This is a genomic window from Streptoalloteichus tenebrarius (genome assembly GCF_024171885.1).
GTDB classification, from domain to species: Bacteria; Actinomycetota; Actinomycetes; order Mycobacteriales; family Pseudonocardiaceae; genus Streptoalloteichus; species Streptoalloteichus tenebrarius.
Window position 1 is genome coordinate 217,605 of record NZ_JAMTCP010000005.1, and the last position, 12,655, is coordinate 230,259.

Consider the following 12,655-nt stretch of genomic DNA (forward strand, 5'->3'; position numbering starts at 1 on the left):
CGGGTGAACCCGGCCCACTACTGCAGCCAGGTGACTGCGCGTCGCGCACGGAAAGCGTCACTCCTCGACGTGAGCGGGCGATATCTGGACGCCAGTGTAAACGTGGAGTAAGGGAACGGGGATTCCGTCGCGCGAACGGAATAAGCCACACGGGTAAGGAATGGCCGCCGGACGGAGGAACTCCGTCCGGCGGCCTCGCGCTGTGTGGTCGCGCGCTCCCTGCCCGTGCCGGGCTTCACCCGTCGGCGCCCGGTCTGTGTCTGTCGGTGTCTGTCAGTGCCTGCCTGTGCCTGTCGGTGCCGTCAGGTCCAGGTCTGGCCGGTCGCGGGGTGTCGGGCCGCTCAGGCGGCCTGCGGCGCGGCGGCGCTGGCGGCCCTGCGGACCGCGGCCGCCCTCCCGCCGACGGCCAGGCCGCTGACCAGGCCGAGCGCCACCGCGGCAACGGCCAGGGTCGTGGCCGGCCGGTCGATGCCGAACAGGGCGTCCAGCGACGCGGCGCCGGGGCCGGTCAGCGCCAGGCCCGCGCCGGCGACCGCCAGCACCAGCGGGTACTCGTAACCACCCTTGGTGACCCACAGGCCGTTGGCGGCGTGCGTGGTGGCGGCGACCACCATGGTGCCGATCACGGCCGCGCCCGCCAGCGGGGTGAGCAGGCCCACGGCCAGTCCGACGCCGCCGGCCAGCTCGCCGAGGCCGGCCATCAGCGCCATGACCCGGCCGGGGCGGAAGCCCTGGGACTCCAGCCACCCCGCGGTGCCGGCGAGGCCGTGCCCGCCGAACGCGCCGAACAGCTTCTGCGCGCCGTGGCCGACCATCAGCAGGCCGACGACGACGCGGAGCACCAACAACCCGAGGTCGAGCGTGGTCATGGTCGTTCTCCCGTTCCGTGTCTCGTCAGGGGGACCCGTCCGGGTCCGTCGGGCCGCGGCGCGCGCCGCGGCGTCCGTGTGTCGGAACGAGGTTGAAACTTGAACTATTTCGCCGGCGATCAGTGACGCGCCTCACGGCGGCGCGGCCGTGCGTCCAGCGCGGGGGGTACGCCCGACCTGGCCGTGCACTCGCTGGTGTGGGACGAGTGCCAGAAGATCGGCGGCAAGGACCCCGACCACGACGGGCGCGACCTGTGGGAGGCGACCGACACCGCGCCGACCTGGCGCTGCTGGTGGACAGCGAGTCGCCCAGCACGGACAAGGACCATCTCGACCGCACCGCGGACCTGCCGCACGACTGGCTGCCGACCCGCCTGCCCGACGTTGGTGCGGGTGCCACCGACGACCACACCGGGGTTGAGCGTGGTGCTGGCCCCGGGGTCGGCGATCGGCCGCAACCAGGTCGTCGGTTCGGGCGGTGAGCTGGCCCAGGGGCTGGTCCGTCCTCTCCGCCTCGGTGCTCACCCGGACGTCGACGTCGGCGTGGGCGCGGCCAGCCACCCCGTTCGCCGTGGCCGGTTCGGGAGGGAGGTGGGCGGAGGCGCCCGGGATCAGGGCAGCCCGGCGCCCGGCGCGGTGGTGCTCTCCCGCAGGACCACCTCGGCCGGCATCGGCACGTGCCGGTGTTCGGTCCGGTGCTCGTCGCCGTGGTCGGCAGGTCGGCCGGCGCCGACCGGCTCGTCGAGCGCCATGATCGCCGCGCACCGGCCCATCTCGGTCAGCGGGAGCCGCACGGTGCTCAGCGCCGGGACGAGGTCCCGCAACGTGGGGATGTCGTCGAACCCCGCCACGGAGACGTCCTCGGGCACCCGCACCCCGCGCTCGCGGAACGCCGCGACCGCGCCAACCGCCATGACGTCGTTGACGGCGAACACGCACGTCGCGCCGGTCCGCCTCGACAGCAGCTCCAGCGCGGCCGCGTGCCCGCCGTCCCGGGTGAACTCCCCGTGCACCACGGCGTCGTCCGGCAGCGCCACCCCGGCCTCGGCCAGGCCGGCGCGGAACGCCGCCAGCCGGTCGGTCGCCGTCAGCAGGGTGGTCGGCCCGGCGAGCACCGCGAACCGGCGGTGGCCCAGGGCCGTCAGCCGCCGCGCCAACGCCGTGGCCCCGTCCCGGTTGGCGGGGACCACGGTGTCGGTGGGCAGCCCCGCCTGGGAGACGCAGGTGACCCGACCGCCCTCGGCGACGAACGCGCGGATCTCGGCGGCCAGGCGCTCGGTCGCGACCGGGTCGGCGACGCGGGTGCCGACGAGCACCACCGCCCGCGCCCGGTGCGCCCGCAACGTCGCCAGCAGCGAGCGCTCGCGCTCCGGGTCGCGGCCGGTGGTGCCCAGCACGACGACCAGCCCCGCGCGCTCGGCCACCTCGGTCACGCCCGCCGCGATCGACGAGAAGTAGGGGTCGGCGATGTCGTGCACGACGAGCCCGACCAGGTTGCTGCTGTTGCGGGCGAGCGCCTGCGCGGACGCGTTGGGGCGGTAGCCCAGCACGGTGGCGGCGGCCAGCACGCGTTCCCGCAACGGGGCGCTGACGCGGCGGCCGCCGCCGTTGAGCACGCGCGAGGCGGTGGCCAACGAGACCCCGGCGCGCTCGGCGACCTGGACCAACGTGGTCTGACGAGCGGCCACGTTCCACCTCCTGCTGTCGCTGCCGGAGCGTAACCACCGACGGGTGATTCGCGGGCTGAACGTGACAGAAGGTGGTCTTCGGAGGGGAAGTCGCGCCGGGTGTTGCGCCGTTCGGCGGTGGGCGTGCCGCGGACGGGTTAAGGCCGGCGGCCGACGAGGCCCATCAGCCTGTCCTGGGTCGGCGCCGAGTCCGGCACCTTGACGGGCGGGTCGACGATCCCGGCGCCGCGCCACGAGTCGATCTGGGCCCGGATGGTCTCGTACACGACGTCCACCAGCTCCTCGTCGAGCCGGTCGTCGTCGCCGATGCCCCTGGCGAGGTCCCAGGCGTGCACGGTGAGGTCGCAGGTCATCTGCCATCCGTAGTCGGCGGCGGCCATCACCCCGGCGCTGGTGTGGACCCGTCCGTCCAGCGCGCCAGGGCGGTGGAACGCCTCCCGGGAACCGCGCGCCGCCCGGTCCCACCGCCGCACCGGGTCGTCCCCGAGCTGGTCGCCGTCGAACCGGTCGCCCACCTCGTCCAGCGTCGCGCCGCGCAGCAGCCAGGGCGCCCAGAGCTGTTCGACCGTGAGATGGTTGACGAGGTCCCGAACGCTCCACTCGACGCACGGAGTAGGGGAGTTCCACCGTTCGGCCGACACGCGATGCACCCTTCGGCCGAACTCGTCCAGGGCGCGGTCGTAGGCCACTAGCAAATCCATGTGAGCAGTGCAACATCATGCGTGCGGCGTGGCCACTGGACAATGAAGAATGCGTCCACCTACCGGGCATGTGGTCTGGACCACGATCCGGGTCCATGATTTCGGAGCGCTACTCCCATCGGCGTAGCCTCCGCCCGTCGTGCGCGGACGGCCTCGGCCGGACGCGCGGTCGAGGCACGAGAGGACAACACACCGTGAGCGCCACGGCGACAGCGGCGCCGGTCAACGAGGACCGGAGCTTCTTCGGCCACCCACGCGGCCTGGCCACCTTGTTCTTCACCGAGATGTGGGAGCGTTTCTCGTATTACGGGTTGCGCGCCATCCTGGTGTTCTTCCTGTCCGCCTCGGTGGCCAACGGCGGCCTCGGGATGGACAAGCCCCTCGCCAGCTCGGTGGTGAGCGTCTACGGGGCCGCCATCTACATGTCCGCGCTGGCCGGTGGCTGGATCGCCGACCGCCTGCTCGGGTCGCAGCGCTCGGTGTTCTACGGCGGCCTCGTGATCATGTTCGGTCACGTGTGCATGGCGCTGCCGTTCGGCTCCTCCACCGTGTGGCTCGGCCTGGCGCTGATCATCGTGGGCACCAGCCTGCTCAAGCCGAACATCTCCAGCGTCGTCGGCAGCCTCTACTCCAAGACCGACGCGCGGCGGGACGCGGGTTTCTCGGTCTTCTACACCAGCATCAACATCGGCTCGTTCGTCGGCCAGCTCGTCACGGGCTACCTCGGTGAGAAGGTCAACTGGCACGTCGGCTTCGGCGCCGCCGCGGTCGGCATGGCCATCGGCCTGATCCAGTACAAGTTGGGCGCGCGGCACCTGGGCAACGCGGCGGCCGCCCCGTCCAACCCGCTCACTCCCGAGGAGCGCGGCAAGGCGTTCACCCGCATCGGCATGGCCGTCGCGGGGGTCGCGGTCGTCCTCGTCATCATGCAGCTCACCGGCACGCTGGACGCCCACGGCATCACCAACGCGATCTCCATCGCCGCGATGGTGCTCCCGGTCATCTACTTCGCGGTGATGCTGCGCAGCCCCAAGACCACCAAGATCGAGCGCGACCGGGTCAAGGCGTACATCCCGCTGTTCATCGCCGCGACACTGTTCTGGCTGATCTTCGAGCAGGCGGCCAACGTCCTGAACATCTACGCCGACGAGCGCGTGGAGAAGACCGTCTTCGGCTGGGAGTTCCCCGCCTCGTGGTTCCAGTCGGTCAACCCGATGTTCCTCGTGCTGTTCTCGCCGATCGTGGCGATGATCTGGCTGAAGCTGGGCCAGCGCCAGCCGTCCACCCCGCGCAAGTTCGCGATCGCGGTGGCCTCGGTCGGCCTGTCCTTCGGCGTGCTCGCCCTGGCGGCGATGCTCACCGGCCCCGACGCGAGGGTCAGCCCGCTGTGGCTGCTGCTGGTCTACGCCATCCAGACCGTCGCCGAGCTGCTGCTCTCCCCGGTCGGCCTGTCGATGACCACCAAGCTCGCCCCCGCCGCGTTCCTGTCGCAGATGATGGGCATGTGGTTCCTGGCGACCTCCGCGGGCTACGGCCTGGCGGCCCAGATCGTGCCGTTCTACTCGGCGGAGAACGAGATCCCGTACTTCGGCATCCTCGCGATCTGCGCGGTCGCCCTGGCCGTCCTGCTCTGGATCGGCACCAACCGGGTCAGGAAGCTGATGCACGGCGTGAGCTGACGCCGGGCGGCTCTCCCGCCTTTCGACCCCTGTGGCCACGGTGCGCTCGCCGCGTACCGTGGCCACATGTCGTTGGGGGAGATGTTCGAGCCGGCGTCGCGGTTCCTGCGGGACCAACGCGAGTGGGTCCAGTTCCACCGGCGGGAGCAGAAGGAGGCCGGCGACGGCCCCCTGGACCTGGACTCCGGCGTCGTCCGACTGGCTCGACCCTCCGGCGACGACACCACCGACTGACGCCGGTCAGGCCGGCCGCGTCGCCGCCCGGTCCCCGCGAGGGACACGCCGGCGCGGCTCAGGGCGTCGACGGTGACGGCGGGGTGAGGACGTCCGCCGGCGCGTGGCAGCGCACGGGCAGCGTGCGCACCCCGTGGATCAGCCTGGTGGGCCGGGGGAGCGGCTCGCCGGCCAGTTCGAGCCGGGGGAAGCGCTGGAACAGCTCCCGCAGCGCCACGGCCCCCTCCAACCGCGCCAGGCCCGCCCCGAGGCAGTAGTGGACGCCGCCGGAGAACGACAGGTGCTCCCTGGCGTTCGCCCTGGCGATGTCGAACCGCTCGGGGTCGTCGAACACGGCCGGGTCGCGGTTGGCCCCGCTGAGCAGCACCAGCACCGGCTCGTCCCTGCGCAGCCTGGCGCCCTCGAACACCATGTCCTCGCGGACGATCCTGCCGGTGAACTGCACCGGCGAGTCGTGCCGCAGCACCTCCTCGACCAGGTTCTCCGCCAGCCCCGGATCGGCGAGGAACCGCCGCAGCGCGTCGGGGTGCGACAGCAGGGCCAGCACGCCGTTGCCGATCAGGTTCACGGTGGTCTCGAACCCGGCGACCAGCAGCAGTTCGGTGGTCGCCAGCAGGTCCTCGGTCGTGACGTCGTCGTCGGGTCCCGTCGAGCGCACGACCTCGCTGACCACGTCCTCGCCGGGGTGCCGCCGCCGGAAGTCCATGAGCTCCCGGAAGAACGCGTCCATCTCGACCATCGTGGCGTGCAGCCGGTCCATCTCGCGCACGGTGAACAGGCCGTCCAGCGTGCCGGCGAGGACCTCCCCCCACGTGGCGAACCGCGCGTGCTCCGGCGTGGGGACGCCGAGCAGGTCGCAGATCACCTCCACGGGCACGGCGGTCGCGAAATCGGCCATGAGGTCGACGGGACGCGCGGTGTCCAGCTCGTCCAGCCGACGTCGCACGATCGCCTCGACGCGGTCGGTCCTGGCGCGCAGCGCCCTCGGGGTGAACCACGGGGCGACCAGTCGGCGCAGCCGGGTGTGCCGGGGTGGGTCCAGCGACAGGAACGAGTCGTTGATCGGGTGGACCAGGGTCCCCCCGCCAACCTTGGGCTGGGGGAGGAGCGCCCTGCTGTCCCCGGCGAAGGGCACCACGCCGAACCTCGGGTCGCGCAGGATCTGGCTGGCCACGGAGTGGCGGGCCGTCGCCCACGCGCCCAGCCGGCTGCGCACGAGCGGCCCGCCGAGCCGGACGCGGCGGTAGGCGTCGAGCAGCGGGCCGCCGTCCGGGGAGATCACCCTGGCCAGCGGGTCGCCGAGCAGGGAGTGCGCGCGGAGCACCGTCCTGGTCGTCAGCAACGACAGCGTCGCGCGCAGCCTCGCGCCCGGCATGGCGTCTCCCTCCGGTGGCCGGCCGTCCCGGCGGCGATGGTCGGTGTCCTGGTGGTTCGGGGTCCTGGTGGCTCTGGGTCCTGGTGGTCGGCGTCCTGATGATCGCCCGACCTGGTCCCGTCCCCACGATGGCCGCCGGGGGTAAACGCCGTAAAGGGCTGGACGGGTGAGCCAAGAGGTCGACGACCGGCGGCGCGCGCGGGGCCTGGGTACGGTCGAAACCATGGCGGGAGAACTCGAACGGATGGTCCGGCCCAGGGACGGGCGCTGGATCGGCGGTGTCTGCCTGGGCATCGCCAGGAGGTTCGGCTGGAAACCCGGGCTCGTGCGGCTGGCGTTCGTCGTCTCCTGCGCGCTGCCGGGCCCGCAGGTGCTGATCTACCTCCTGCTCTGGCTGATCATGCCGGACGAACGCCGCGTGGCCCGTCCCTGAGCCGTCGGCGGGCGTCTCGGCGCCCGTCCCTGACCGTCGCCCTGGCGGGTGGTCCCCGCCGACGCGGCGTCCATGATCCACCGACGGCCGCCCCGCCCGGTCCTAGCCTGGCGCGGTGGCCGTTCCCCCACCTCCGTCCCCCGACCCGACGCGGGGGATCCCCCTGCGGGACCGCAGGATCCTCGTCACCGGCGCGTCCTCCGGCATCGGCGAGGCGGTGGCCAGAGCCGCCGCGGCGGCCGGCGCGCGGGTGGCCCTGCTCGCCAGGCGGGCCGACCGGCTGGCCGCGCTCGCCGAGGAGATCGGCGGCGTTCCGGTCGCGGCCGACGTCACCGACCACGCGGCGGCCGTCGCCGCGGTCGCCAGGGCGGCCGGGGAGCTGGGCGGGCTGGACGCCCTGGTCAACTCGGCCGGCGTCACGCGGCCCGGCCTGCTCTCGGACACCGACCCCGCCGCGTGGCGGAGGTTGTTCGACGTCAACGTGATCGGGTTGCTCGCGGTCACCAAGGCGGCGCTGCCGCACCTGCTCGCCGCGGAGGCGCCGTCCGTGGTCAACGTGTCGTCGATGTCGGGCCGACGGGTGGCCGGGCCGTCCAGCGGGGTCTACGCCGCCACCAAGTTCGCCGTCCACGCGCTGGGCGAGGCGTTGCGGATGGAGTGCCAGCCCCGGGGCCTGCGGGTCACCACGGTCGCGCCGGGGTTCGTGCGGACCGCGATCGCCGTCGCCGCCGGCGGCGACGCCGACAGCGACAGCGACGGCGGCAGCGATGGCGGCAGCGATGGCGGCAGCGGCAAGGGGTTCCGGGAGCAGCTCGCCGCCCGGCTGGCGGAGGAGGGCATGGACCCCGCCGAGATCGCCAGGGCGGTGCTGCACGTCCTCACGTCGCCGCCGGAGGTCACGGTCGTGGAGTACGCGGTGATGCCCACCGCCCAGCGCGACCACGGCTTCCTGGAGCGGGAGAACGGCTGACCCGGGTCACGCCCCGACGCCGTCGAGGCCGCGGACCTCGACGCCGGACAGGAACCGACGGCGGGCCTGGTCGTCGAAGCCCCCCGCCGCCGGGTGCAGGACGGCCGCCGCCGAGAGGGCGACGGCCTCGCGCAGCGTCGCGGGCCAGTCGAGGCCGTCGCGGAGGCCGACCGCCAGCGCGGCCACGCACGCGTCCCCCGCGCCCGTCGGGTTGCCCGCGACGCGCTCCGGCGGGCTGGCGCGCCATGCGCCCTGGTCGGACACGACGAGCATGCCTTCCGCGCCGAGCGAGGCCACCACGGCGCGGGCGCCGGCGTCGCGGAGCAGCGCCGCACCGGCCTCCGGCTCGGGGCGTCCCGTCGTCCGCCGCAGCTCGTCCGCGTTGGGCTTGACCACGTCGGGGCGGGAGCGGACGGCCAGGCGCAGCGGCTCGCCCTCGGCGTCGACGATCGTGCGGGCGCCGTGCTCGGCGGCGAGCCGGGTCAGCTCCGCGTAGGCGTCGGCGGGCACGCCAGGGGGGAGGCTGCCCGACAGCACGACCACCGCCGCGTCCCTGGCCAGGGTGGCGAAGCGGGACAGGAACCGGTGCCAGTCCTCGGCGTCGACGTGCGGCCCGGGCTCGTTGAACACCGTGGCGTCGCCGTCGGCGGCCGAGACGACGGTGACCGTGCGCCGCGACTCGCCCGGCAGGTCCACGAGGGCGTCGACGAGGTCGGCGCGGGCGAGGTCGTCGTGGATCGCGCCGCCGGTCGGCCCCCCGGCGAACCCGGTCACCACGGCCGGGTGGCCCAGTGCCTGGAGCACCCTGGCGACGTTGACGCCCTTGCCGCCCGCCCGGTGCCGGACCTCGCGCACGCGGTGCGAGGCGTGGGGCACCAGGCGGTCCACGTCGTAGGTCGTGTCGAGCGCGGCGTTGAGCGTGACGGTGAGGATCACGGGGGCTCCTGGGGTGCGACGCGGGATGACAGGAGACAGGCGGGAGCTGCTTACTTCTGCATCCTAGTGCGATGTTTCACGCACATTCACGCATCTTCACGCACGTAGACCGGAGACGGACCCCGCGCGGCGGAACCGACCCTGGCCAGGAACCAGCCGACCGCCGTGGCGACCACCTGGGCGACCGCCACGACGACCAACGTGGTCGTGGTGCCCAGCTCAGGCACCAGACGCGCGCCGAGCGCGGCTCCCAGCGCGTACGCGCCGATCTTCAGGCTGGCTCCGGTGGTGAACACCTGCGCGGCCATCGCCGGCGGGGTGTAGCGCTGCCGCGCGGTGATCACCGCCGGCAGGGTCGGGCCCTCGACGAGCCCGGCCAGCAGGGCGGCCCCCAGCAGCACCGGCAGGGACGGCGCGAGCGGCCACAGCAGCAGGGCCAGCCCGTAGGCGGCCGTGCTCACGAACACGACGTTCTCCGGCCGCCGCGCGGCCAGGTGGCGGGCGAGCAGGAGGGTGCTCGCCGCGCACCCGACCTCCAGCACCGCCCACACCCAGCCAGCGGTCCCCTTCTCCACGCCCAACCGTTCCACGTGCAGGGGAATGGCCAGGGCCAACAGGCCGGTGGAGCCGAAACCCACCGCTGTCGTGACAGTGGCCCCCAACAGGGGCGGAGTGCGCAGCAGATGACGGGTTCCCGCGACAACCGACGCGAGAAGTCGGGGCTGGTCCACGGCAACCGTCGCGTTGTCGCCGGCGCCGCCATGGGTGTCTCTCCGCGATCCCGACGTTTTCTTGGGCGGGGCCGAAGGCGGGGCCGTTGTCGGGGTGGATGTGGGGGCGCCGCGTGCCGGAACGCCATTGCCGAGAAACGCGGTGCCCACCAGTCCGGCCACCGCGCACAGCCCGCTCACCGTCATCGCGCTGCCCGAACCGGCGGTGGCCGCGAGCGTGCCGGCCAGGGCGGGGCCGACGATCGCCGCCGCGTTGAATGTCGCGGCGTCCCACGCGGTGACCACGGCGAGCGGCCGCCGCCGGGGGAGCGCGGGCACCAGGCTGCTGAACCCGCCGCTGGTCATGGGCGAGGCCGCGCCGGCGAGCACGGCCAGGGCGAACGACGCGGGCGCGCTCCGGCCGGCCCACGCCAGCAGGCCGAGCGCGGCGACGGCGAGCAGCACCTGGTTGGCGGCGAGGACGAGCCGCACGTGGCGGGTGCGGTCCAGCCACGCGCCCAGCACCGGGCCGGAGACGACGGCGGGCAGGGTGTAGGCGGCGACCGTCGCCCCCGCGAGGCCGGGTCCCCCTCCCCGGTCGAGCACCAGCCACACCACCGCCAACGGCAGCATCTCGCCGGCGAGCCGGGTGAGCGTGGCGGCGAGCAGGTACGCGGGGACGGCGCTCCTCCGCGGTTCGTCCGTTGGCACGCGGGACCTCCTCGGCGTGTTCCGGTCGCGGGGATGGCGGGCGGCGGGCCCCGCCGACGCTTCCCCCTCCAATATGTGGGATTCGTGTCGCGGCAAAGAGTTTTCGGTGTTTCGTCCGCGTTGGGCCGTTCTTCGGCGCATCTCGGAGGCGCGCTCCGGAACGCGCGACGCGGCCGGGAATTCAGTCCACGTCGAAAGGCGGCGACCGCCGTACGATAACGCGCGATGACCGAGCAGCGAGGGCTTCGCGAACGGAAGAAGAACAGGACCCGTCGCGCGCTGGCCGACGCCGCCCTGCGGTTGTTCGTCGAGCGCGGATTCCACGCCACCACGGTCGCCGACATCGCGGCGGCCGCCGATGTCTCCCCCCGCACGTTCTTCGGCCATTTCCGCGCCAAGGAGGACGTGGCGTTCGTTCCCACCGAGGAACGCCTGGAGTCGTTCCTCGACGGGCTGCGCGCCGCCCCGCAGGGCGCCCCGCTGCTGGACCAGCTCAGGACCGCCGTCAGGGAGGTGGTCAGCGAGACGCTCCTCGCGCGCGGCGAGCGCGAGCGGCTCCGGCTGCGGATGATCTTCTCGGTGCCCGAGGTGCGGGCGAAGTCGCTCGTCCGGCTGGCCGAGGTCCAGTCCGAGGTGGTCGCCGTGATCACCGCCCGGCTCCGGCCCGGCGTCGACGAGGCCGTGGTGACCGCCGCGGTGGGGTCCCTGGTGGGCTCGCTGGTCGCGGTGGTGGCCCGCTGGCTGCGCTCGGACGGGAGCGGCGACCTGCTCGCAGAGCTGGACCGGGCGTTCGACCTGGTCGCCGAGGGGGTGGCGTCCGTGCCGGGTCTGGGAACGCCGTTGCCGGACACCGCCGCCTGACGCGCGCGACTCCTCCGGAGCCCCACGCTCGGAGCCCCCGCGCTCTCCGAGCGGAACTCGTGGCGGGGGTGTCCCTCTGTGTTCGTCAAGCCGCAGTCGGGGCGGAGACAGGTTCGGGGTGCCGGTAGTAGGCCTTGTCGCGGAGCATCGCGAACAAAACGTCGCAGTGGCGGCGGGCCAGGCAGATCAGTGCGGCGTTGTGCTTCGTGCCCTCGGCTCGCTTCCGGTCGTGGTAGCCCTGCTGGTGGGGTCGGACAGCGCGGCGAACGCGGCCAGGAAGAAGGCGCGTTCGAGCTTGCGGTTGCCGGTGCGGGCCGGGTGTTCGCCCTTGGTCGAGGAACCGCAGGTGCGGGTGACCGGGGCGATGCACGCGTAGGCGGCCGGGTGAGCGGAGAAGGCGAACGCCGAGGCGTCGCCGATCTGGCAGCAGGATGCGGGCGGCCCTGACCCCGATGCCGGGCATCGAGGTCAGGAACCCGGCAGGAGGGTGCGCGTCAAGGATCTCCTCGACCTCGGTGGCAGTGGCCCGTCGTGCGGTCGTTTCCCGGTGGGGTCCAGGCCGACGGTGTGATGCTCGCCCGTGCCGACGTCCGGGCCGAGGAAGACCTGGTCACCGCTGGTCATCTACTGACGCCGTTCGTTTGTCGCGGGTGGTCACCCAGGTCGGGCATCGATGGCCGGCACCCCCCGTGACGACGAGCCCTGCCCGGGTGAGCGGCCGTCGTCCCTAGAAGGTGACTGGGGGCTGGCAGGACGCCTCGCGCCGCCGTCGCTCAGTCGTGGACGGCGCCGGTCCTGCGGTGCCGCCGCACGCTCTCCTCGACCAGGTCCAGCACCGGCTCCAGGTCGTCGGCGGGCAGCCCCATGGCCAGGTGGGACACCAGGCCCTCCAGCACCAGCTCCAGGAACGCGGTCAGCACGGTGACGTCGACGTCGTCGCGCAGCTTGCCCGCCTCGCGCTGCCGTTGCAGACGGGCGTGCGTGGCGGCGGTGAGCTGCTCGGAGCGCTGGGCCCAGCGGGCGCGGAAGTCCGGGTCGGTGCGCAGGCGCCGGGAGACCTCCAGGCGCGTGCCCAGCCACTCGGCCGGGTGCTCGCCCACGGTGTCGACCCGCTCGGCGAGCAGGTTCCGCATCACCTGGACCAGTCCCTGCTCGGCCACCACGTCGGCCATCCGGCGCGCGTCGTCCTCGGCCAGCGCGAGGAACAACGTCTCCTTGTCCCGGAAGTGGTGGAAGATCGCCCCACGGGAGAGCCCGGTCGCCTCCTCCAGCCGGCGCACCGTGGCACCCTCGTAGCCGAAGCGCGCGAAACAGGACCGTGCGCCGTCGAGAATCTGGCGACGACGCGCGTCGAGGTGGTCCTGACTCACCCTGGGCACGCCGACGATCGTGTCAGTCCGGGGATGCCGACGCAATCCGTACGTACGTCTTGGGCTTCTCGTCTCAGTTCCCCGCGCCGGCTTTCCGGGAACGCACCCCCTGTGGGTG

The 12,655-nt window shown here is 73.4% G+C and carries 13 protein-coding genes and 1 pseudogene; 6 read left to right on the forward strand and 8 right to left on the reverse strand.

Annotated features, from left to right (window positions below; translation table 11 throughout):
* Positions 1-341: 341 nt before the first annotated feature.
* On the reverse strand, positions 342-869 hold the full coding sequence (locus tag LX15_RS07745) for a DoxX family protein (protein WP_253668804.1): 528 nt from the start codon (positions 867-869) through the stop codon (positions 342-344).
* Between the two features lie 254 nt (positions 870-1,123).
* On the opposite strand from LX15_RS07745, the gene LX15_RS07750 reads away from it, so the two are divergent.
* Positions 1,124-1,351, forward strand: a complete 228-nt coding sequence (locus LX15_RS07750) for a hypothetical protein (protein WP_253668805.1) — start codon at positions 1,124-1,126, stop codon at positions 1,349-1,351.
* Positions 1,352-1,480: 129 nt separating this feature from the next.
* Here LX15_RS07750 and LX15_RS07755 read toward each other — a convergent pair whose 3' ends face one another.
* Complete coding sequence (locus LX15_RS07755) at positions 1,481-2,557, reverse strand: LacI family DNA-binding transcriptional regulator (protein WP_253668806.1); 1,077 nt, start codon at positions 2,555-2,557, stop codon at positions 1,481-1,483.
* Positions 2,558-2,694: 137 nt separating this feature from the next.
* A complete protein-coding gene (locus LX15_RS07760; RefSeq protein ID WP_253668807.1) occupies positions 2,695-3,258 on the reverse strand; it encodes a TIGR03086 family metal-binding protein in 564 nt (187 codons plus the stop codon).
* A gap of 194 nt (positions 3,259-3,452) precedes the next feature.
* On the opposite strand from LX15_RS07760, the gene LX15_RS07765 reads away from it, so the two are divergent.
* Together LX15_RS07765 and LX15_RS07770 are read left to right on the forward strand one after the other, a co-directional pair.
* The gene (locus tag LX15_RS07765) at positions 3,453-4,937 is read left to right on the forward strand and encodes a peptide MFS transporter (protein WP_253668808.1); all 1,485 of its coding nucleotides are present in this window, start codon (positions 3,453-3,455) and stop codon (positions 4,935-4,937) included.
* A gap of 66 nt (positions 4,938-5,003) precedes the next feature.
* Complete coding sequence (locus LX15_RS07770; protein WP_253668809.1) at positions 5,004-5,171, forward strand: DUF6191 domain-containing protein; 168 nt, start codon at positions 5,004-5,006, stop codon at positions 5,169-5,171.
* Between the two features lie 58 nt (positions 5,172-5,229).
* Here LX15_RS07770 and LX15_RS07775 read toward each other — a convergent pair whose 3' ends face one another.
* Positions 5,230-6,546, reverse strand: a complete 1,317-nt coding sequence (locus LX15_RS07775) for a cytochrome P450 (RefSeq protein WP_253668810.1) — start codon at positions 6,544-6,546, stop codon at positions 5,230-5,232.
* A 223-nt stretch (positions 6,547-6,769) separates the two neighbouring features.
* Here LX15_RS07775 and LX15_RS07780 point away from each other — a divergent pair, with 223 nt between their 5' ends.
* Both LX15_RS07780 and LX15_RS07785 read left to right on the forward strand, forming a co-directional pair.
* Positions 6,770-6,979 (forward strand): PspC domain-containing protein, encoded by a 210-nt coding sequence (locus LX15_RS07780; RefSeq protein ID WP_253668811.1) that lies wholly within the window; start codon positions 6,770-6,772, stop codon positions 6,977-6,979.
* A gap of 115 nt (positions 6,980-7,094) precedes the next feature.
* Positions 7,095-7,949, forward strand: a complete 855-nt coding sequence (locus LX15_RS07785) for an SDR family oxidoreductase (protein ID WP_253668812.1) — start codon at positions 7,095-7,097, stop codon at positions 7,947-7,949.
* Positions 7,950-7,955: 6 nt separating this feature from the next.
* Here the strand turns inward: LX15_RS07785 and LX15_RS07790 are convergent, their stop codons facing one another.
* Both LX15_RS07790 and LX15_RS07795 read right to left on the reverse strand, forming a co-directional pair.
* A complete protein-coding gene (locus tag LX15_RS07790; protein ID WP_253668813.1) occupies positions 7,956-8,885 on the reverse strand; it encodes a 1-phosphofructokinase family hexose kinase in 930 nt (309 codons plus the stop codon).
* Between the two features lie 86 nt (positions 8,886-8,971).
* Entirely contained in the window at positions 8,972-10,306 is a 1,335-nt protein-coding gene (locus tag LX15_RS07795; protein ID WP_253668814.1) for an MFS transporter, read from the reverse strand.
* 225 nt (positions 10,307-10,531) lie between these two features.
* Here LX15_RS07795 and LX15_RS07800 point away from each other — a divergent pair, with 225 nt between their 5' ends.
* The gene (locus LX15_RS07800; protein WP_253668815.1) at positions 10,532-11,167 is read left to right on the forward strand and encodes a TetR family transcriptional regulator; all 636 of its coding nucleotides are present in this window, start codon (positions 10,532-10,534) and stop codon (positions 11,165-11,167) included.
* Positions 11,168-11,252: 85 nt separating this feature from the next.
* On the opposite strand, the pseudogene LX15_RS07805 reads toward LX15_RS07800, so the two are convergent.
* Both LX15_RS07805 and LX15_RS07810 read right to left on the reverse strand, forming a co-directional pair.
* Positions 11,253-11,699: pseudogene (locus LX15_RS07805) on the reverse strand (transposase); the annotation flags it as partial.
* A 241-nt stretch (positions 11,700-11,940) separates the two neighbouring features.
* Positions 11,941-12,546 (reverse strand): TetR/AcrR family transcriptional regulator, encoded by a 606-nt coding sequence (locus LX15_RS07810; RefSeq protein WP_253668816.1) that lies wholly within the window; start codon positions 12,544-12,546, stop codon positions 11,941-11,943.
* Positions 12,547-12,655 lie beyond the last annotated feature (109 nt).

Bases quoted from the DNA above. Each gene is read 5' to 3' on its own strand.
- LX15_RS07770 (WP_253668809.1), top strand. From the start codon at position 5,004: ATGTCGTTGGGGGAGATGTTCGAGCCGGCGTCGCGGTTCCTGCGGGAC.
- LX15_RS07780 (WP_253668811.1), top strand. From the start codon at position 6,770: ATGGCGGGAGAACTCGAACGGATGGTCCGGCCCAGGGACGGGCGCTGG.
- LX15_RS07760 (WP_253668807.1), bottom strand. From the start codon at position 3,258: ATGGATTTGCTAGTGGCCTACGACCGCGCCCTGGACGAGTTCGGCCGA.
- LX15_RS07775 (WP_253668810.1), bottom strand. From the start codon at position 6,546: ATGCCGGGCGCGAGGCTGCGCGCGACGCTGTCGTTGCTGACGACCAGG.
- LX15_RS07800 (WP_253668815.1), top strand. From the start codon at position 10,532: ATGACCGAGCAGCGAGGGCTTCGCGAACGGAAGAAGAACAGGACCCGT.
- LX15_RS07745 (WP_253668804.1), bottom strand. From the start codon at position 869: ATGACCACGCTCGACCTCGGGTTGTTGGTGCTCCGCGTCGTCGTCGGC.